This is a genomic window from Candidatus Pelagisphaera phototrophica (genome assembly GCF_014529625.1).
Taxonomy (GTDB): Bacteria; Verrucomicrobiota; Verrucomicrobiia; order Opitutales; family Opitutaceae; genus Pelagisphaera; species Pelagisphaera phototrophica.
This window is the reverse complement of sequence record NZ_CP076039.1, coordinates 1,669,912-1,689,521: the sequence shown is the minus strand read 5'-3', so window position 1 is coordinate 1,689,521 and position 19,610 is coordinate 1,669,912. Positions and strand designations below refer to the sequence as shown.

Annotated in this window: 16 protein-coding genes; 5 read left to right on the top strand and 11 right to left on the bottom strand. The window is 49.3% G+C overall.

From position 1 onward, the window contains the following. Positions 1-146: 146 nt before the first annotated feature. A complete protein-coding gene (locus tag GA004_RS07250) occupies positions 147-377 on the bottom strand; it encodes an IclR family transcriptional regulator domain-containing protein (RefSeq protein WP_283396653.1) in 231 nt (76 codons plus the stop codon). A gap of 33 nt (positions 378-410) precedes the next feature. Here GA004_RS07250 and GA004_RS07245 point away from each other — a divergent pair, with 33 nt between their 5' ends. Beyond that, a complete protein-coding gene (locus tag GA004_RS07245; RefSeq protein WP_283396652.1) occupies positions 411-572 on the top strand; it encodes a hypothetical protein in 162 nt (53 codons plus the stop codon). A gap of 232 nt (positions 573-804) precedes the next feature. Here the strand turns inward: GA004_RS07245 and GA004_RS07240 are convergent, their stop codons facing one another. Beyond that, positions 805-2,385 carry a sulfatase gene (locus tag GA004_RS07240; protein ID WP_283396651.1) on the bottom strand — a complete coding sequence of 527 codons (1,581 nt, stop codon included), beginning with the start codon at positions 2,383-2,385 and terminating at the stop codon, positions 805-807. A 295-nt stretch (positions 2,386-2,680) separates the two neighbouring features. On the opposite strand from GA004_RS07240, the gene GA004_RS07235 reads away from it, so the two are divergent. Beyond that, positions 2,681-4,216 carry a sulfatase-like hydrolase/transferase gene (locus GA004_RS07235; protein ID WP_283396650.1) on the top strand — a complete coding sequence of 512 codons (1,536 nt, stop codon included), beginning with the start codon at positions 2,681-2,683 and terminating at the stop codon, positions 4,214-4,216. A 142-nt stretch (positions 4,217-4,358) separates the two neighbouring features. Here the strand turns inward: GA004_RS07235 and GA004_RS07230 are convergent, their stop codons facing one another. Continuing rightward, positions 4,359-5,129: an NIPSNAP family protein gene (locus GA004_RS07230; protein WP_283396649.1), complete on the bottom strand. Its 771-nt coding sequence runs from the start codon at positions 5,127-5,129 to the stop codon at positions 4,359-4,361. Positions 5,130-5,400: 271 nt separating this feature from the next. After that, positions 5,401-6,033: a hypothetical protein gene (locus GA004_RS07225; RefSeq protein ID WP_283396648.1), complete on the bottom strand. Its 633-nt coding sequence runs from the start codon at positions 6,031-6,033 to the stop codon at positions 5,401-5,403. 186 nt (positions 6,034-6,219) lie between these two features. On the opposite strand from GA004_RS07225, the gene GA004_RS07220 reads away from it, so the two are divergent. Then, positions 6,220-7,512, top strand: a complete 1,293-nt coding sequence (locus GA004_RS07220; protein WP_283396647.1) for a PQQ-binding-like beta-propeller repeat protein — start codon at positions 6,220-6,222, stop codon at positions 7,510-7,512. A gap of 89 nt (positions 7,513-7,601) precedes the next feature. On the opposite strand, the gene GA004_RS07215 is transcribed toward GA004_RS07220, so the two are convergent. Then, positions 7,602-7,778: a hypothetical protein gene (locus GA004_RS07215; protein ID WP_283396646.1), complete on the bottom strand. Its 177-nt coding sequence runs from the start codon at positions 7,776-7,778 to the stop codon at positions 7,602-7,604. Positions 7,779-8,035: 257 nt separating this feature from the next. Beyond that, positions 8,036-9,484: a hypothetical protein gene (locus tag GA004_RS07210; RefSeq protein WP_283396645.1), complete on the bottom strand. Its 1,449-nt coding sequence runs from the start codon at positions 9,482-9,484 to the stop codon at positions 8,036-8,038. 290 nt (positions 9,485-9,774) lie between these two features. Between GA004_RS07210 and GA004_RS07205 the strand changes: the two genes are divergently transcribed. Both GA004_RS07205 and GA004_RS07200 read left to right on the top strand, forming a co-directional pair. After that, on the top strand, positions 9,775-11,034 hold the full coding sequence (locus tag GA004_RS07205) for a DUF1552 domain-containing protein (protein ID WP_283396644.1): 1,260 nt from the start codon (positions 9,775-9,777) through the stop codon (positions 11,032-11,034). 45 nt (positions 11,035-11,079) lie between these two features. After that, on the top strand, positions 11,080-13,557 hold the full coding sequence (locus tag GA004_RS07200; RefSeq protein ID WP_283396643.1) for a DUF1592 domain-containing protein: 2,478 nt from the start codon (positions 11,080-11,082) through the stop codon (positions 13,555-13,557). A gap of 92 nt (positions 13,558-13,649) precedes the next feature. Here GA004_RS07200 and GA004_RS07195 read toward each other — a convergent pair whose 3' ends face one another. The 5 genes from GA004_RS07195 to GA004_RS07175 form a co-directional block, all read right to left on the bottom strand. Continuing rightward, positions 13,650-14,018 (bottom strand): hypothetical protein, encoded by a 369-nt coding sequence (locus GA004_RS07195; RefSeq protein ID WP_283396642.1) that lies wholly within the window; start codon positions 14,016-14,018, stop codon positions 13,650-13,652. 121 nt (positions 14,019-14,139) lie between these two features. Then, the gene (locus GA004_RS07190; protein WP_283396641.1) at positions 14,140-15,669 is read right to left on the bottom strand and encodes a sulfatase; all 1,530 of its coding nucleotides are present in this window, start codon (positions 15,667-15,669) and stop codon (positions 14,140-14,142) included. Between the two features lie 193 nt (positions 15,670-15,862). Next, positions 15,863-17,497: a sulfatase family protein gene (locus GA004_RS07185; protein ID WP_283396640.1), complete on the bottom strand. Its 1,635-nt coding sequence runs from the start codon at positions 17,495-17,497 to the stop codon at positions 15,863-15,865. A 413-nt stretch (positions 17,498-17,910) separates the two neighbouring features. Further along, positions 17,911-18,603 carry a hypothetical protein gene (locus tag GA004_RS07180; RefSeq protein ID WP_283396639.1) on the bottom strand — a complete coding sequence of 231 codons (693 nt, stop codon included), beginning with the start codon at positions 18,601-18,603 and terminating at the stop codon, positions 17,911-17,913. Positions 18,604-18,723: 120 nt separating this feature from the next. Then, a complete protein-coding gene (locus GA004_RS07175) occupies positions 18,724-19,608 on the bottom strand; it encodes a DUF6807 domain-containing protein (RefSeq protein ID WP_283396638.1) in 885 nt (294 codons plus the stop codon). Positions 19,609-19,610 lie beyond the last annotated feature (2 nt).

The window sequence follows — 19,610 nt, the reverse complement described above, 5'->3', positions numbered from 1 at the left end:
ATTGAATAGGGAACGCATTTGGACGACTCACTTTTCAAGTAGGGACAAATTAGTGCACCCTCTCCAACTTGGATGGAAATCGCGTCGGAGCCCGTTTGTCACTTCTGGATACAATTTACCCTCTCGAGGGAAAACGGCTCTACCCATCAAAGAATTGTACGCGAGCTAAGTTCGCTTGCGGCAGCACTCAACGCAGGTAGCGTCGTTTTCAGCATCTCCGTTTCGCCGATCAACGGAGTTTGAAGGCCAATATTCATAGCGGCGACGACCGATCCGTTCTGGTCTTGCGCCGGCGTCGCCAGCAAGCGCAGACCAATCTCCAGCTCCTCATTTATGATCGCGTTTCCTCGCCGATCTGCGGTTTCTAGGATCTTCATAAGCTCATCGATGTCGATGACAGAATATTTCGAATGAGCGACTCTATCGGCACCCGAGCGACTCTATCGGCACCCTCTAGTAATTCCCTTTGTTCCGAAGACGGAAGAGCGGTGATCCGCATTCGAAAATACACCCTTCTAATATACGCGGATCGCGGCAAGCGACGCCCCTACAGAACACGGCTAGCTCGATAGGACACTGCGACCGTTTCCGCAGGGCTAGTGCTCGCGCAATGCCGCGTCAGTTAGTGATTTAAATACTACCGCAGCGGAGCTGGACGCTCTCGCCCTACCAGCCAAAGCCAAAGCAACCGTCTTCCGTGCGTCGTTCTGCGAACTATGCAGGACGCAGCCGTATTCAGAACTACGCCGAGTCAAAAGCTTCGGTGCATTGAACCGAACCCAAAGTAAAGGGATACCCCGACCGTTATCGTCTTCCTGACCATAGATCGGTTGCCGGGTCGTAATTCGGATTGGGTGTCATCATCTGTGCACGGACGTCTTTGCGCCATTGGTGTAGTTTCGCTGTGAGCTCTTTTGCTTTCCGAACATTCGTTTTCGAAAGATCGTTCTGCTCCCCGATGTCCTTTGCTAGATTGAAAAGCTGAACGGTTCCGTTCTCAAAATATTCAAGCAGCTTGTAATCGCCGTCGCGAATACCACCACCCGGACTTTGCATCCCATGGTTGCTGTAGTGTGGGAAATGCCAATAGATGGGGCCTCTGTTCATTTTCTGCCCCTTTACCAGACGAGTGAAACTCTTCCCATCGAGGCCGTTGGCATCGTACTCAACCCCGAGCATCTCAAGAATTGTAGGGAAAAAGTCGGTACTGATGACCGGCTCGTCGCTGACAATCCCAGCCTTGCCTTGATGAGGCCATTTAACGATCATAGGAACGCGAATACCGCCTTCGTAGAGCCACCCCTTGGCACCACGCAGCGGTAGATTCGACGTGGAAGCTCGTGTGTCAATTTTGTCTTTTGTGGTTTCGAAATGAGGAGTGCCGTTCATCACCGACATTCCACCATTGTCCGACATGAAAATAACGATGGTGTTATCCTCGAGGCCATGCTCCTTCAGTTTCTCTATGAGCGTGCCCAAGCTTTGATCAACGCTTTCAACCATCCCGGCGAACTCAACATTGTCCTGCCTCTGCTTCACCTTTACGAGGTCATTTGCATAAGACGTGTAGGTATCCCGATACTCCGGCTGCTTGATCAATTCATCGAGCTCCGCTCGGGTTGGATTCGTGGGGCTGTCGGGGTTTCCTTCAAGTATAAAGTCTGGTCCCGGCTGAGGCGGCATAGCGGCCAGTTTCTTCTTGTACTTCTCAACCAGATCCGGCCGACCGTGAATAGGGTCATGCACTGAGAAGTGAGACATATACAATAGGAACGGATTGTCCTTGTTCACATCAATATAATTAGCGGCCAATTCCGCCAAGCGGTCGGTCACGTACTCTCCGCCATCGAGACCTGGAATGTCTTTCGGGTTGTAAAACCCAAGCCGTCCAAGGTTGGAGTTCACGGAATACGGAACATGCAGGTCAAAGCCATGAGCGGTCGGAGTAGTGCCTCTTCCTAAATGCCACTTGCCAAACAGCGCGGTGGAATAGCCTTCCCCCTTCAAAACTTCAGCTAGAGTAGTCTCATCAGGGTCGAGAACCATTGCCTTGTCAGGATTCTGCAAGACCTGATAAGGCCGGTCCGAGCGACCATTGAGCCAATCAGTCAGGTTCAAGGTCGCGGGGTATTTCCCCGTAAGAATGCTGGCCCGTGTAGGTGAGCAGACATGGCAGGCTGCATAGGCATCCGTAAAGCGGACCCCTTCCGCAGCGAGTTGATCAATATGCGGCGTATCGTAAAATGGGGAGCCAAAGCTACCCACGTCGGACCAACCTAGATCGTCGACAAGAAAGAAGACGATGTTGGGGCGGTTTTCTGCCGCTAGCGGTGCCACGCCAAGGAATACAAAGGCGACTGCGGGGAGTATTCGAGTCAATTTCATTGAATAATATGGGTTCAATACTTTAGCATATGATTGCTATACTAGGGGTAATGATAGATAACTAAGGATCTGTTTAATCCACTCAAAATATTTCTGTCAAAGGTTTAGTCGGACCTCATAAACGCCAGCCCGTTAATGCGGGTTCGAGGAAACAGAAATAGCGGATTCCATTGAAAGGATTTTCCTTTCTTCGGCCTTATTTATGTTTGCTGCATTTTGTTCACCTCTATTTCCGCCTAGAGTCTTGCAGTACTCGATCGACTAATGCTATTTAGCTGAATAAAGAATATCTCGAATGCCTATTCCAGCCAAAACTCTTTATCTCTGGTTCACTCTAGGATTCGTACTGCATTCATTCGGAAATGACAAACCGAACATAATCGTCATCCTGGCAGACGACCTCGGATATTCGGACATAGGCTGCTTCGGCGGTGAAATTGAAACCCCAAACCTTGATAGGCTAGCCAAGAACGGGCTGCGCTACACAAATTTCTACAATACGTCCAAATGCTGGACGACCCGCGCTTCCCTTCTAACCGGCGAGTACTGGCAGAAGGTGACCGTTGGGAACGGATTGAAACCGGAAACCACTACCATCGCAGACCGGTTGAAACATGCAGATTACCGGACCTACCTGAGCGGGAAGTGGCACTTGGATCAAAATCGACATGACGACCCTTCTCGAAATCCACTGGAGTTTGGATTCGACACATATTTTGGAAATCTACATGGAGCGGTCAGCTATTTCAATCCCTATAGCCTGATGCGCGGCAAGGCGTCCGCCTCTGATGAGATTGGAGAAGAATTCTACTTGACCGATGCGATCAGCGATGACGCTCAGGAGAATATCCGCAACCACGTTCGCGAGCACTCAGAGTCTCCCTTCTTTCTCTACTTGGCCTATACTGCCCCTCACTGGCCGCTGCATGCCCTGCCGGTCGACATTGCGAAGTACGAAGCCTACTATAAAGGAAAGAGTTTCGATGAGATTCGCCGCTCTCGTTTCGAGAAAATGAACTCTATTGGCGTGCTACCGCAAGGGACCTCGTTTTCCGAACCGAGCCACCGAGCTTGGTCAGATTTAAACCAAAGTTTGAATACGCGTCGCATGGCAGTTTATGCAGCAATGGTCGATTGTATGGACCGTGGGATTGGGCAGGTTATCAAGGCCTTAGAAGATACCGGCCAATTGGAAAATACTCTCATTTGTTTCATGACCGACAATGGCGCGGACTCCACGGAATCGATCGCACACAACAATGCGGTCGGGTGTCTAGGCGGCGAGGCAATCACTCTAGATGGGCGCCCTATCAGCATTTCCGGGCATGAAAATCCCGGCGATGAAGCAACCTTTCAAAGCTACGGCCCCGATTGGGCCAACGTATCCAACACTCCTTACCGCTACTTCAAACTGACCAGCTACGAAGGAGGTATTCGCTCTCCCTTCATTCTGCATTGGCCTGCTGGGGTCGAAGCCAGTCGCCGCGGCACGGTGGACCAGGAGATGATTAGCCACCTCATCGACCTGTCGCCGAGCTTCCTCCGCTTGGCCGGAGAACCAGTACCCGAATCGATGGATGGAATCAGCGTAGCCCAATATTGGAACGGTACGAAAACCGGCAATCCGCAAAGGACCTTATTCAATGCCTTCGGGAAAAGTAGCACAATGCTTGAACACCCGTGGAAACTTGTGAACCACCACGCTAATAGCTACCTATTCAATATCGAGAGCGACGCTTCCGAAACCAATGATCTTGCCGCCTTCCACCAAGAGCGTTTGGAAGCGATGAAACGAAAGCTCGCCGCCTGGAAATCGACAATGGAAAAATAACCGCCCGCTATGCTCGAGGACACAGAGACCGCGGTGTCCCCGAGGAATTAATCCATTTTTTGATAAATGGCTGCTACAGGTGCAAACTCCGCCAATCTTGTTATGCTTACTGACTTTACAATCGGCCTCTAAGCAACCCGAACTACTTAATCGAAGAAAAATCGGTCGGGACCAAGAGTTCTCCTTTGACTCCGCCTTTTATTGTAAGGCTGCCCCCCGCCCGTTCTTCTGAGAAGGCCTTGGCAGACTTCCAGTCTTCGTCCTTACCGAATTTGCCAAAGGCGGCCTTGCGGCCTTCTACGCTCTCGTGGGCGACCAAGTAAATCAGAGTATTTGTGGCACCTGTCTGGTCCGCCATCGGGTGAAAGTATACGATGTTCTCAATGCCGTGCTTTTCGAAGAGTCCAATGGTATGATCGCGGAAACGCGCGTCGAGATGGTTCAGCCTCCCATCATTGGCGACATAGGTCCGCAGCTCGAACAGGCGATCCGGGGATGCCTGAATCTTTTTGACCGGCATGGAGTAGTCAGTCGTTTCCAGCCACACCGATTCGATCTTCGTGATCAACCGCCCATTCTTGGAAGATGCCCGGGCAGCAGCCTTCCAATCTGGGTCTTCCTGAAAGTCCTTCCACATGCTTTCTCGGTCCAGCCGACTTGGAAATGCAATAATGTAAACCAGCTTATTCTCGGTATTGTCCTGAGGCACCCAGTAACCCACATTCTCAATGCCATGGCGCTCGAACAACGCGCAGGTGTGGTCTCTGAATCGGGCAATCAGGTCGTCCAACTTACCCTCTTGGGCGTAGTAAGTGCGCATCTCGTAAGCCCGAGTGTCATGAGCGTTAACGCTGAGCGAGGAAACGAACAAAATCGAAGTTAGGACGAATAAGAAAGAAGAGGTAAATTTCATAGACTTCTTATGGTCGGATCTAACACGAGAAGCCAGTAAAAAATTGCCGCCCCACGAGGTAAATCGAGCGGAACTTTCCTCCCGCTCGTAATCGAGGACGAGGAAAAATGGAATAAACCAATAAGACGGGAGGGGGTTATTCTGCGGGTATTAGCTCTTGACCTCTCAGGTGGCTTCGGACTCGCACCAATTTATCATTCTTTTGGGGAGATGGTATTAATGGATCGCTCAGATACACTAGTAATTCAGATGATTCGCTAGGGGCTTAAAATCATATTCCCTTAGTTTCCTTGTACGAATCAACGGCCTGCAAGAACCCAACGACCTCTGCGACCAGAAGCCCGTCATAAAAGTCTTCGCCAAATCGGGGAATAAATTTGAAATTCCACTTAGTACCCTTGTTCGGCTCATACGTACTTGCGATTGAGTCCAAGATTTCTCGATTAACAGAGAAACCGACCTGCTCATTGTAAGTGCAGACTGAAGACTTATGGCCCGGACAATCAAAGCCGTGTGCAATTGGAGCCTTGAGCAGCTTGGCATCGGCGGTTTTCAGGCCATCCGGGGCTTCATAGTTAGCCTTACAGTAAAAACGCCAGTCGCTTCCTTCGTAGTAAATCGATTGATACACTTGGTAGTTTACTTCATCTGTCGCTTTATCGATAAACGCCCTTAGAAAGTTATCTTCGTAAACAAAGTGGAGCAGACCTTGTCTCCGTTTCGATCCTTTCTCAGTCGATATGATCGCCGTGACTTCAAGATCGTCATCTTCTACAGTCGCCGTGTTTTTGAAATGCTCTGGAGTTAGGATCAGCACGTTCTGAGTCTGCTGCTTGGTTGTGCCGCATCCTGACAAGCCAAACAACACTACTAGAATGACTAGAAATCTGAAGCCGGTGAGCATCACAGCCTCAAGCTATATGCGATCCATTCGCAAGCTCTCAAGCTAAATTGGATTCTTTTTCCTCGAAGAAATCCTCGATAATTGTAGACTATGATACGGCGGTTGGCTGTATTTGAATAAGACGCCGCCAATCTTTGGAGCACTATAAGAATGTACTTACCCAATCTCATCCAGTAACCAAGACTCATGAAAATTCAATCCTCTCTGTTAATTGGCGGCCTGATGGTCGCGAAATCGTTGACCTTGCAAGCCTACGCCTCGGAAACCTCTAACCAGTCCGATTGGACAGGATGGCGCGGACCGGACCAAACCAATATCTCCCCAGACACCGGTCTTCTTAAGTCGTGGCCTAAAGGCGGCCCAAAACTCCTTTGGACCTACGAAGACGCAGGAAGTGGCTACTCCAGTGCGGCCATCGTCGACGGGAAGTTATACACGCTCGGCGCTAGCGATAGCCAAGAACGGGTCATCTGCTTGGACGCGAATACTGGCGAGGAACTTTGGACTTCGGAGTTTGAAACGGATCCGGAGGAAGGCTATCGCACCCAATGGGGGGCCGGGCCACGCTCCACGCCTACCGTAAGCGATGGACATGTCTACGTGCTCGGAGTGGCTGGCGATATCGCCTGCTTGACCGCAGAAAGCGGAAAGCGGATCTGGCGCAAGAACTTGGTCAAGGATTTCGGTGGCGCGGTGTCCAAGTGGGGTTATTCAGAGTCGCCCACAGTGGACGGCGACAAGCTACTAATAACGCCAGGAGGGAGCAAAGGGGCAATCGTAGCCCTCAACAAGAAGACCGGCACAAAACTGTGGCAGTCGAAAAAACTGAAGGACGCGGCCGAGTATTCCGCAGTCGTGGTCGCCAACGTGGATGGCCAACGCCAGTACATACAGCTATTCATGAATACGCTCGCCGGTGTGGATGCTGCGAACGGAAACTTGATTTGGAAATCCGATTGGCCCCAGGGAAGAACAGCGGTGATTCCTACGCCGATCTACCGAGACGGTCACGTATTTATGACTTCAGGATACCGCGCGGGTGCCCGGCTCGTAAAACTAAACGGCAAAAAAGCTGAGGTCGTCTGGGAAAACCAAGAAATGATCAACCATCACGGCGGAGTGGTGCTCGTCGGCGACCATGTATACGGATTTTCGGATCAGCGAAAAGGAAACTTGATGTGCATTGAATTCATGACGGGCAAAGTCGCCTGGATGGAGCGCGTGGAACGCGAACTGCACAAGGGTGCCGTTCATGCCGCCGATGGAATGCTCTACTGCCTCAACGAGACCGAGGGATGGGTCTATTTAGTGGAAGCGAGCCCGTCCGGATTCAAGGAAACTGGAAAATTCCAGCTCCCCAAGGAAACCACTTTGCGCGATGACAACAATGGCAAGGTTTGGTCCCACCCCGTCGTGTTCAATGGGAAACTCTACCTGCGTGATCAGGACCTGATCTTCTGCTACGACGTGAAGGGCTAAGCCGGTAATCGAAGAATCCAGCAACATACCCTTACTGCCGCAGCCCTTCCGGCAAGGCTATCCGCTCATGATACATGTGGGTCTTCCCATCAAGTGCAAGCGTCTCGCGTTTGATCTGCATCTAGCCAGTAGACTTCGTAATCCAACCACTCATTCTGAACCGTTGTACAGCTGATCACTTGTTCAATCAGTAATTTTATTACAACTACAATCCGCATCTGCCAATTGCCATGCGGATGATCCCTGGCCCGAATCTTAAGAGTCATTCGTAGGGTTTGATTCCTTATGCCTTTATCAATTGGCCGATCGAATCGTCTAAGATGATTTTTATCCTGTAGACGCTTTCAGTTCATCTCTATGTACTATTTTAAAAAAACTCGAATTTTGAAACCGACACGTTTTACTACTTCAAGCGATAAGCGATCCTATCGCTAGCTCTAAAGCTAAAAAATGCGAACAAGCCTGACTGGCAATCTTATTTAGACCTATCCCAAAACCACTCTCAGCGGATACAAGATAGGTTCTAGTTCAAGTCCACCCGAACGTAAGGGCTTGAAATATAAGTGGGATACTCACGTCCGTCGTAGCGGATCGTTTTACGATGATTGGTAAACACATCGATATGCGTGGCACTTACCGAAAGAGGAAGGTTGGTTTTCCATGTAGATCCATGCTCCATCCCTTCCATCCGGCTCCAGTTTTCATCTGGAATAAGTTCTGCCAGGTAGGCACCACTCCCGTCGGATCCGCGATCATACATCCACCAAACTTCGCCGGATTCGGCAACGAATCCTTCTGGAAACTTAACAGTAATGGATAGTGCATTATCTTCCACATGGGTTTGAATCCTAGGAGACTCCAAGAGTTCGTCCACATCCTCAAAGAAATGACTGAGCAGAAAGGCCGCTTGATTGGTTTGGTCTTTTTCGACCTTAGAGTGCGGCCTTTTTTTGCCATGCCCCGTGTTCGCAGCAAAATAGACTGGGATGTCTGGATAATGTCTGCCTCCCCACACGATATCGAAACAAACAAAGTCGTGAGTTCCGGGATGATAGTATAAATCCACTCCTCTCTCTCTCAATGTATCCAGATTCCGGGAGATGAAAACATGATCAGCCATTTGTTGAGCCAGTTGCTCCAGCTCTTCCCAGCTATGACCCGCCTTTAAGGCATCTGGGATATAATCCGGTCCGAAAAATCCCCCCCGAAAGACATGCCTGGTAATCTTCGTTGCCAGTTCGGTATCGAGTCCTTTGCGGTGGGCATACTCTTGGTCCTCGATGTTCAATGCTTCCCAGGCTTGCTTATCCGCCATGCGAAGTGGCGAATCCCATAACGGCGATACGTTCGCATGTTGTGCGGTCATACGAGTATCGTGAATCAAGGCCACAGATGGAGAGGCTCCGTTTTTCGAACCGCCGGTTAAGGCGATTTTTCCCGATTCAAAATGATCGGTTTCCGCGTAGGCTGCGGTTGCCGCCCGGCAGAGTCCTGCTGGCCAACCCCAAAACTGAATAGAGTAACGGGTATTCAGTGTTTCAATAAAGCGTTTGCGCATTTCATCGCCTAAAGGTCCCTGACCCCATGTTTTGGGCTCCTGGACTATAGTCTGGACGAGACCCACTCCGCCTCGAATCAAATCGATAGACACCCCCCGAATCTCTGTGTCCTGCTGAATTCTCTTCAGATTATTCCCACCAGTTAAATGAAACCCTTTCGCTTTTCGATTGAGGGGGACCACTAGTCTCACAGGTACGCGGTATTGTTGACCTGGCCAAAGTTCGCCCACGTTGATGGTCATGTACTTTTGCCGTGTGAGCACGGCCCCTTCCACTCGATGCCAGTCGTCTATGACCTCTACATCGAGGGTGCTTTCATCGAGCATTTCGTCCATATCGATAGGATATGCTTTCGATTGGTTGCCCTCCAGGGAACCGACTAACAACATTAGGGGGAGAACTATAAACTTCATTGGCGTTAGACAGCTACTGACACCAGCCTCCCCATTTACTGAGGAAATGACAACCCAAACTGTGGACTGAAAGTCGGTTCGAACCTAGCAAAGTTGCAGAAAGGGTTCAGAAGAAAAACTTTGAAAATTGAAAATGGTTATAGGGAAAATACAATTGACGAATGTGATGCAACTCTTACCTAAATCAAATCTATTCGATAACCTCGCAGTTTCTAGGAGAGTTTCCGCTTTCGCAAATCTTGCTTTCCAAATTCGCTAATCGGGTACAATCTCTTACTTTTTAATCTTTTATGAAGTCGCCATACGAAAGACCGATCGACCGTCGCCACTTTTTGAAAGGTTTGGGCGTTGTTCTTGCGTTGCCAGCGTTTGAAAGCCTGGGCCCCAGTCTTGTGGCTTCAAAAACAATGACTCGTCCCCGACGACTGGTCTACGTGGGCAGTCATTTAGGATTTTGGCCAGGAGGATTTTTCCCCAAGAACGCGGGCAAAGATTTCGAGGCGAGTATGACTTTGAAGCAGATTGACCGTCATCGTAGCGATTTCACTGTGTTTTCCCATCTGGATCACGGGTTAGGCGGAGGACACAAGTGCGTGCACTCGTTCTTGAGTGGAATAAAAAAAGAGGAATCGGCCGGATTTCCGGAGAAAAACATGTCGGTAGATCAAGCCGCGGCAGAGTTTTCCGGAAGCCGGACCCGCTACCGGTCAATCACAGCCGGTCTCAAGGGAGGTACAGACATGTGTTGGACACGTTCGGGGGTCAATATTCCGCCTGTCAGCAATCCCGCTCGTCTATTTGAAGCCTTGTTTGTCAATTCTGATAAAGCCAGTCTGGAAGAGGAGCGTAAACGCCTTTTGCACCGAAGTAGTGTTTTGGATGCACTACGTGAGTCAGCTAAGACCCTAGGCGGTAAACTCAACATCGCCGACCGGGATAAGCTGGATCAATACCTAACCTCGGTTCGTGAAGTGGAACAGCGCTTGCAAATGTCAAACGAATGGCTGGACCGCCCGAAGCCAAAATCACCGATCAATCGAGTTGTCGACCAAAACCGGTTGCATATTGAGGAAATGCCCCTACTCTACGATTTACTGGTTCTGGCCTTACAGACCGATTCAACCCGCGTAGCGTCTTTTGAAATACCAATGGGATTTCAAACTGCCGAATTGGAAGTCAGTTCCTACCACGGACTTTCTCACCATGGAAAAGAAGCAAGTCGATTGGATCAACTGCAAATCGTCGAAGCCTATCTTATGAGACAGTTCGGCCATTTTATGGATCGACTGAAAGAAGCCGATTTGTTCGACGATACTTTGGTCGCCATGGGCAGTGGTATGGGAAATGCCCATACACATAGCAATAAGGACTTGCCGGTACTGATAGCCGGCGGCGGACTAAATCACAAGGGGCACTTGATATGCCCCGAGGACAAAGGTAAACGAATTCCCCTTAGCAACCTCTGGCTTTCTTCGTTGCAATGGTTCGGTATGGATACTGAACGTTTTGGGCGCAGCACGGGAACATTCTCACCGATGAACTTAGCGTAAGTATAAAGAGGACGGCGAGTAGGAAATTGCGGTCAAAAGATGGTGATGAACAGTACTCTAAAATTAGGTGCGATATCTTTTAGTATATTTGTTTTCGGAGTCCTAAAGATTTCCATTTGCGCTATGCCGCAAAATGAGTTTCTCCAGCAATACTGCATCGATTGCCACGGACAGGAAAAGCAGAAAGGCGACCGCCGCTTCGATGGATTGGAAAAAAGCGATTTGGAAATCTCGGATCTTGAAGCGTGGCAGGAGATTTTGGACATGCTCAACCTCGGCGATATGCCGCCCGAGGACGAAAAACAACCTACGGTCGCAGAACGGGCGGCCATGATCGAATCGACAACCAAGCTGATTTCGACCGAACTAGAAAAGCTGTCCGATTCAGGAGGTCATAGTGTCTTGCGCCGAATCAATTCCTGGGATTATCAGCATACTATTGGGGATCTCTTAGGACTGAACGTTTCTGCATGGAATCCAGCCGCTGACTTCCCCAAGGAAGTCGTCAAAAACGGATTCGACAATGTGGGCGCTGAACTGGTTACCTCAGGTATGCTCCTAGAGCATTATTTCGCAGCCGCCGAAGAGGCAGTGCTACGAGCAACCCAATTTCGCGAAGCCCCGAAAAGAGACTATTACGTGCAACGGACACCCTTTTACTTTGAGGGAAAAGTAAATCAGGATTTACCAAAATTATTTCAAGTGGATCGTTTTCGATTTACGCCCGATACGCCTTACACGGATATGTATGGTCGTCACTACCGCGGAGGTCATATAGGCTTCGAACCCCTAGCCCGAGGAGGTGTTCCCTATAGCGGTATGTATCGCGTGCGCGTAAAAGCCGCCGCGGTGGATCGCTGGCATCCGTACGGGAATGTGATTGACGATTTTCGTAACGGTGACCCGCTTGTGCTGGAGCTTATGGCCGTCGATCGGAAAGGTAGTGTTGAGAGTACGGGCAATGTATCCATGGAACGCTCACTCGCCAAAGTTGAATTGACCAGTGAAGAACCAGAGTGGTTCGAATGGGAGGTGTATTTTGACGAAGGATTTGAGCCGGAAATTCGCTTTAGGAATGGCACGCTTGCCACCAAACGCTTGACTCGTCTTCTCCACCAGAAGGCCGGCCACCATGAGGAAATCAAACCCTTTGTGGACATGAAAAATGGGCTAGAAAAATTCCATGGTATCTTAAGAGGATACAAAGGTCCCAAACTTCGAGTATGGGAAATTCAAGTTGAGGGACCGTTGGAGGAACAATGGCCTCCGAAGGGGCACCAGCTACTTTATGGAGATTTCAAACCCGATCAGCTGAACGGCAAGAACGCAATCGAACGGCTACGCATCTTTGCGGAAAACGTTTTTCGGCGTCCCCTGCAAGCCGACGAACTGGAACCCATCGAATCACTTGTCCTGAACAAGATCGAGGAAGGCTTGGAACCGATAGAAGCGCTTCAGCTCGGTTTTCAAACGATTCTGTGTTCTCCCGGTTTTATCTATCTAGCGGAGGGAGACGGACCGCTAGACTCATTTGCGCTGGCGTCTCGTTTATCCTATTTTCTTTGGTCATCCATGCCGGATAAGGAATTGATCAATATTGCAAGCAAGGGAAGTTTGAGCGACTCTCAAATCCTGAGGAATCAGGTAGCCAGAATGCTGGTAGATCCGAAGTCGGATCGTTTTGTATCCAATTTTATTAGTCGTTGGTTTGAAATGGACAACATCGGAGAGATGCCCGTCTCGGAAGATTTCAGAAGCTATCATCGGGATAGTATCGAAACTGCGATGCAAGGAGAGACGGAAGCCTTTTTCCGTCATGTTATGGAAGAGAATCTACGGCCGGGAGAACTGCTGTCAGCCGACTACAGTTTTATCAACCGGGAGTTGGCCTTGCACTACGGTATCGCAGGAATCGAAGGCAATCACTTGCGAAAGGTTGCTATGAATGGGATGTCACGAGGCGGTTTGCTCGGGCAATCGCTCTTGCTGACCGCCTCCGCAAACGGTGTGGACACTTCGCCGGTTAATCGTGGCATTTACGTTTTGGAGAATCTCCTAGGTTATTCGCCGCCCCCTCCACCGCCTGATGTGCCAGCCATTGAGTCAGACATTCGAGGGGCAGAAACAATTCGTGAGCAACTTGCCAAGCATCGCGAAGTCGAAACCTGCGCCGACTGTCATCGCAAAATTGATCCGCTGGGGTTTGCCTTGGAGAATTTCGATCCAACTGGAAGGTGGCGCACCCATTACGAGAACAAGTCGATGATTGACGCTTCTGGAGAATTGCCAGCGGGGGAGCGCTTTAGCGATCCTTCCGAATTCCGATCCCTAATGATTCAGCGGGAAGCGGAATTCACCCGTTGCCTGATAGAAAAACTCCTAGCTTATGCGATTGGGCGAGAACTAGACCTCCGAGACCGGGCCGTCATTGACGGGATTTACGAAAACCTGGAAACCGAACGAGGAGGACTTCGCGATATGATTCAAGCCATCGTCCTGAGTGATTCGTTTCAGAATAACTAGATACTAGCAACTTTGTGCTTGATGCTTTATTCTGTGCGTCGAGCAAATCTCCGATTTAGCCCAAAGCAGCTCATTATTTAATTTATAATTAGCTACTCTACTTTCCCACCGGTGAATTCAAAGGTCCTGCCTTGGACTTCGTTTTTTCCAGTAATTAAGGTTCCATCCATACTGGCACTCACTTCTACAGAATAGCCTTGGTAATTGAGAGCGGCACGTAAAGCGCCATTCGGATCTATCAATAAATCGTTCAATGCATATTCACCTGTTGGATTGGTGAGGGTACCCGAATAGACACCTTCTTTTTTGTTTATTTTAAAGGTGGCATTCTTATTGCCTCCCGGAGAGCGCGAGAATTCAATCTCCCACTGCCCCACAAACGGGTCAGGTTTTTCGTATAGGGTCGCGCAGCCTGATATCAATATCATGGCGACTAGAAGCAATGGTGAGTACTTGATCATAGTGTTTTGGATGGGTTGTTTTCGTTTCCGGTTAAAAATCGTGATTGCGGATACGACAGGTACAGATCCAGCGACTTGGAAATCCTATAAGGAGCGAGAAGGTGAATCAGTATAATTTTAGTCACTGTCCTCCATGGACAACCCGCCCAGTATCCTTGTCGGTGAATGTCCACTTGTCGGGATCAAAGACAAAACCATCCTTGCTGGGGACGTCCTTTGCATAATGAGATGGCAAGTGTTTCGCTAGTTCGTCCTTAACTGATTGATACACTGGATCGGTAGCCAAATTTTTCCATTCATTAGGGTCACTCTTGTGATCGTATAACTCCTCTGATCCGTCGCTATATCGAATGTAGCGCCATCGCTTGTCCCGAACCGCCGTATTGCCATAGCCGAAATCAATCAAGCTGGCGTGTGGCCATGAAGCGTTTGGGTTGGTCAGAAGAGGAGCCAGATCAGGTCCGTCGAAATCGATGTCATTTTCCATTTCCATTAGACCAACGAGAGTGGGGAAAATGGATACAAGATTTACGGGCGCACTCGAAGTTCCGCCTGCGGTTTCCATTTCGGGAGTAGCGATGATGAGAGGAACGCGGGTGGCCTCTTCCCAGAGGGTGGACTTATGCCAATGGTCCTTTTCACCTAGGTGCCAGCCATGGTCGGACCAGAGAATGATGATCGTGTTGTCGGCGTAGGGCGATTTGGCGAGAGCCTCTAACACGCGCCCCACCTGTGCGTCTGCAAAGGAAATACTCGCCAAGTAGCAACGCACAGCCTCTTCCCATTCGCCAGCATCCTTGACTGCCTCCATTTCGTCGCGTCGCCGTTCTGCCCATCGCTGCGGAATTGGGGGTATATCAACGAGGTCATTTTTCGGGGCTTCAGGTAAGTGGATTTCCGAGTCTTCGTAGAGATCGCGGTAGCGCTTGGGGATATACCAAGGCAAGTGAGGGTGAAAGGTCCCTACCGACAGGAAGAAGGCTTCGCCTGAATGGCTCTCCAGGAAATCGATGGCGTAGTCGACTACAAGGACGTCATCATATTCCGATTCCTTCCGCGGCAAAATCCCCCAATCCCTTTCTTGTCTGCCGCGCAAATACTCGACTTTGCTGAACGGATAGCCTGGCGGGGGTGGCTGCCATTCGGTCCAGGGGTAGGCTAGTTTGTTGCTTCGCACCCAGGGGAAGTCTGCCCAAGGGAAACGGAAGTAGTCATGCCATTGATCAGGTGGATTGTTGCCAGCCGTGTGGTGAAAGCTTTTGCCTGCTCCCACGACATGGTACCCCTGTTGCTTGAAGTACTTCGGCAAGGTCATCTTGTCGGGGTAGTTGGCACGCAACCACTGGCCGTTGTCATAGATCCCTGTGGTCGACGGCATAAGCCCGGTCATGACCGACGTTCGGCTCGGATTGCACACGGGCGACGGGCAGTGTGCATTAGTGAAGTTGATGCCCCGCGCCGCAAGAGCGTCCATGTGCGGGGTGTGGACTTCGCCTTTGTAGCCACCTAGGAAATTGGTCCAGTCGCGCATGTCGTCGACTGAGATCATAAGGATGTTGCGTGCGGATTCACCGTTTAAAACCGGAACGCTGAAGGCGAAGGGCAAAAACAGAAATGGCAGTAATTCTTTGATGAATCTCGTTCTGATCATGATAGGGCATTAATTTCGGGTCACCGGTTCATTAAAGGAAGATCTTACCGTTCGGCCGGTCTAGTCCACCGTTTTGCAGAGACAGTAATGGACGCGAATAAAGCCATAAAGAGCATGGGTTGTTTAAGTTATTTTATATCCTTCTCAGGGTCGCGCCTAATCTTCGAGCGGCCATAATCTTTTCAAACCAAAATCATAACGGCTTTGTACGCTTTTCATACGGCCAGCTTGCCTGCTTATTCATATTGCGCAGCGTTATGGTCGGCGGACAGTGGTAATAATTTCTCAAGCGCACCAATTCCCGCTTCAGCTCCATTATAGTCGTCTCGTTTTCTGGAATGTAATACTGGCTGATCATCTCGCTTGGATCCTTCTTCAGGTCAAAGAACTCCCACTCATTATGTGCGGGATAATAAATCAGCTTATTGCGTCCGTCTGTAACCCCGTAGTGCGGCTGCACGCGGTGATTTGCCAGTTCGTGGTACGTATAGAGAAAAGTCTTTCTCCAATCTTCGGGCGTCTTGCCCTGCAATACAGGTACCAAACTTCTTCCCTGCATCTCTTTCGGTATATTTACACCAGCTAGATCAAGAAAGGTCTCGGCGATATCGATATTAGATACAATATCAACATCGTTGACGACGCCCTCTTCTACTATCCCCGGCCAGTGAACAATAAAAGCAGTTCTCAAGGATTCTTCGTACATGAACCGCTTATCGAAAAACCCGTGTTCTCCCAAAAAGAAACCATGATCGGCCATGTAGATAACAATGGTATTATCGGCTAGGTTATTTTTTTCTAGAAACGAACGAATTCTCCCTACATTTTTGTCAATGCCAGCACCTGAGGCTAGGAAGTTCTTCAAGAGCATCTGATATTTGAAGCGGGATAGTTCCCGACTAGGGTTGTTCCACCCCAAGTTCATTGCTTCGAATTTTTCTACATGCGGGGCACGGTATGCATCCCATGCCTTTCGCTGCTCCTTATTCAGTTCTCCGAGCTCACCGGGGTCACCGAGCATCATATTGTAAGGCAAGTCTTCGTACAGCGTTAAGGTCTGTTCGCGTACAGCAGTACCCCGGTATGAAAAATCATCAAAGAGATTATCCGGCTCGGGAATATGCACATCTTCATACAAATCATATTCCTCTGGACCAGGACACCAACCATGGTGAGTCGCCTTAAACTGGGACATCAGAACAAACGGCTTACTTTTATCTCGCCCGTTCTTCAACCACTCGATCGTGAGGTCTCCTACGATATCCGAATTGTAGCCCGTCACAACACGCTGCTCTTTCAGCCCATCCGAATCGCCCGTCAGCAAAAGCGGATTATAATATCTCCCTTGCCCTCGCATGACATCAAAGTAGTCAAAACCAGTCGGGGTCGACTTCAGATGCCACTTTCCAATGATCGCCGTCTGGTAACCACTCTGCCGCAGGATTTTCGGAAAAGTCTGCTGGGAGCCGTCGAAATTGGCACTTCTATTCCAGGTCACACCATTTCTGTGCCCATATTTTCCAGTAAGAATAGCCGCTCTGCTTGGCCCGCATAGTGCATTGGCCACATAGCATTTCCTGAACAGCATTCCCTCGCTCGCAAGTTTATCAATATTTGGCGTATTCGCTACATCCTTTAGCCTACCTCCATAAGCACCAATCGACTGCCATGCGTGATCGTCGCTGAAAAGAAAAAGTATATTCGGTCTGTCAGGAGTGTCTCCTAGCAATTGGACAGAACTAAAGCCAAAGACCATGGCTTTAAGGACGAGTAAAGCCCTTATGATTGACCAGAAAGGTTTCATTTTTATATGTACTAGTTTTTTCATTACTTTAATTTAACTACCTGACCATAAATCCTTGGTCGAATCATATTCAGGGTTCGGCTCCATCATCTAGTCATCGACCAGAGAAAAAACTATTTTGGACCGGCTTTGCGCACTTAACGAAAGGAAGCCAAGGATTCCACAGGCGATAGAGGAGAGTTTTCGTGCAATTTTCATGACTAAATTTGGGTTCAAGTATTAAGACAGAAACGCTGTGCAAGGGGCCTTCATCGATCCCACTTGTTATTTTTATTTACTCATAAAATCCTGTCGAAGGTTTAGTCGAACCTTGTATACAACGACCCGTACAAGCGGGTACGAGATCGCAAAGAACGCGGTGGCTTCGGATGAAATCCTATCCGATCTCTCTCTTTCCTACGCGAGCTCGGCGAACTCTGCGAACTCTGCGGTTAAGCTCAGTCAACTCTATTGGCGGACCAAGCAAATTCGCGAGTTACACCGGCTGCCTCGGCACTGATAACCAACTCTCCCTCTATTTTGTCGCCCTTGACGTCACCTTTATAGTAGGCTGTATAGTCATAGCCTCGCCTTTTCCCTTTGGTTGAGAAGGTCAAAACTCCGTCTACTAGTTTGACGTCATCAAACTCTACAGCATTTTCGTTCGACTTTCTTGTTGCGGATATTTTTCCATCATTCGCTACTGCCAACAACAAGATGCTTTGGGTCGTGTTTCCTCCCATTACTGCTTCCATTTCCCAGGTCCCAGAAACGCTGTCTGCCCTCGCTTTTCGAGAGGCGGTAAAGGTTGCTTCGAATTGTCTGCCCTGGCGGAAGATTTGAGCCGACCCTACCATTTTATTGCCTTCGATTTTACCTCTATACGCAACCTTCAAACCATTAGTGTCCAGAGTGAATTGAAGCGTGTTTTCAGTGTCTAACTTCACGTCTCTTAAATCGAATGTTTGATCGGTCCTCGGGGAGTAATAGGACCCTTCAAGTTTATCCTCTTTTTCCGTTATGGTCGCTTCGGGACGATAGGTCTGGCCGTCTGGGCCTGAGAGCTCGATCGCCCAAGTGCCGGTCGAATAACTAGCGTTGGCGGCAACAGCGTATGATATTGTAACTAAAAAAGTAATTATTAAGCGCATAGTATTGGTGTTTTTTTATTTTACTGATTAGAGGAAAAGAAACTAGGGACACTGTTTTTTGAACAGAAAACCAGTGCTATTATGGTCCGGGGATTTGATATTAAAAAGTGCTTAGTTGCCTCATTGGCCACTGTAGGTCTTCCAGAGTTCGTTGTTGGTAAGATCATTGAATTCGCCTCCGTAGACCACAATCTGGTGCTTATAGGTTTCGGTATCACCTCTTTTGATACTCCACGCACCCATTCTCGATGGAGCCGGCCCGATTCCGAGCTGGCGATCAACCCGCCACATCTGCGGAAAATTTCGATTATCCGGATGATCAAAAATCGTTATATGCCCCCAGTCGTCGCGCCCTTCAATTTCCATTCCAACGTCAACCCACATAGCACGTTGCCCTTCTGCACGCTGATTTTCCTGACGGGAGCTATTCACCGCCAATCCTTCCGACTCGCCCCGTTTGTACGGCATGCGAAGGAAAAGCCCGCCATAGCTGTATTCATCGAACTCGAGATTCACGAGTGCCTCACCCGACCAGATCAAATCGATAAAGTAGCGTTCCCCCGTGTCACGAATGGACCAAAGCTGCGACTCCCGCATTAACGGTTCGCCCGATTCGTCGAGCAGCACGTACACTGTTTCCCATTGAGCCAATTCACCATCACCAACAATAATACGACTTTCTTCCCGCTTCCAATAGCCATTGGATGGATTGTGGAAATAGTCTCGGCCATTGATGCGCGTGAATCCCCAATACAAACCGGTCTGGTGCGGATGGTGCCCCGGACTGTATTCAGTCAAGATCCCTTTACCGTCCGGCGAAACAATCGGATGAAGATAGGGGCGGTGATCTTCGCGAGCACTCTGAACGAGCAAAGGTTCCGAGCTTCCCACGCGAAAAACGGATATCGATTCATTTTCTTCGCTTTCAACCAACTTCAATGAGTCCGCAAACACTGATCCGAAGCTAATCAAAATGTATCCAAATAAAACAGTTATTTTCCTCATTG

What these genes read in the sequence shown, in the direction of transcription:
- GA004_RS07200 (WP_283396643.1), top strand. Translation starts at nt 11,080, where the DNA reads ATGAACAGTACTCTAAAATTAGGTGCGATATCTTTTAGTATATTTGTT.
- GA004_RS07250 (WP_283396653.1), bottom strand. Translation starts at nt 377, where the DNA reads ATGAAGATCCTAGAAACCGCAGATCGGCGAGGAAACGCGATCATAAAT.
- GA004_RS07235 (WP_283396650.1), top strand. Translation starts at nt 2,681, where the DNA reads ATGCCTATTCCAGCCAAAACTCTTTATCTCTGGTTCACTCTAGGATTC.
- GA004_RS07220 (WP_283396647.1), top strand. Translation starts at nt 6,220, where the DNA reads ATGAAAATTCAATCCTCTCTGTTAATTGGCGGCCTGATGGTCGCGAAA.
- GA004_RS07230 (WP_283396649.1), bottom strand. Translation starts at nt 5,129, where the DNA reads ATGAAATTTACCTCTTCTTTCTTATTCGTCCTAACTTCGATTTTGTTC.
- GA004_RS07205 (WP_283396644.1), top strand. Translation starts at nt 9,775, where the DNA reads ATGAAGTCGCCATACGAAAGACCGATCGACCGTCGCCACTTTTTGAAA.
- GA004_RS07195 (WP_283396642.1), bottom strand. Translation starts at nt 14,018, where the DNA reads ATGATCAAGTACTCACCATTGCTTCTAGTCGCCATGATATTGATATCA.
- GA004_RS07245 (WP_283396652.1), top strand. Translation starts at nt 411, where the DNA reads ATGAGCGACTCTATCGGCACCCGAGCGACTCTATCGGCACCCTCTAGT.
- GA004_RS07185 (WP_283396640.1), bottom strand. Translation starts at nt 17,497, where the DNA reads ATGAAAAAACTAGTACATATAAAAATGAAACCTTTCTGGTCAATCATA.
- GA004_RS07210 (WP_283396645.1), bottom strand. Translation starts at nt 9,484, where the DNA reads ATGAAGTTTATAGTTCTCCCCCTAATGTTGTTAGTCGGTTCCCTGGAG.
- GA004_RS07180 (WP_283396639.1), bottom strand. Translation starts at nt 18,603, where the DNA reads ATGCGCTTAATAATTACTTTTTTAGTTACAATATCATACGCTGTTGCC.
- GA004_RS07190 (WP_283396641.1), bottom strand. Translation starts at nt 15,669, where the DNA reads ATGATCAGAACGAGATTCATCAAAGAATTACTGCCATTTCTGTTTTTG.
- GA004_RS07225 (WP_283396648.1), bottom strand. Translation starts at nt 6,033, where the DNA reads ATGCTCACCGGCTTCAGATTTCTAGTCATTCTAGTAGTGTTGTTTGGC.
- GA004_RS07240 (WP_283396651.1), bottom strand. Translation starts at nt 2,385, where the DNA reads ATGAAATTGACTCGAATACTCCCCGCAGTCGCCTTTGTATTCCTTGGC.
- GA004_RS07215 (WP_283396646.1), bottom strand. Translation starts at nt 7,778, where the DNA reads ATGACTCTTAAGATTCGGGCCAGGGATCATCCGCATGGCAATTGGCAG.
- GA004_RS07175 (WP_283396638.1), bottom strand. Translation starts at nt 19,608, where the DNA reads ATGAGGAAAATAACTGTTTTATTTGGATACATTTTGATTAGCTTCGGA.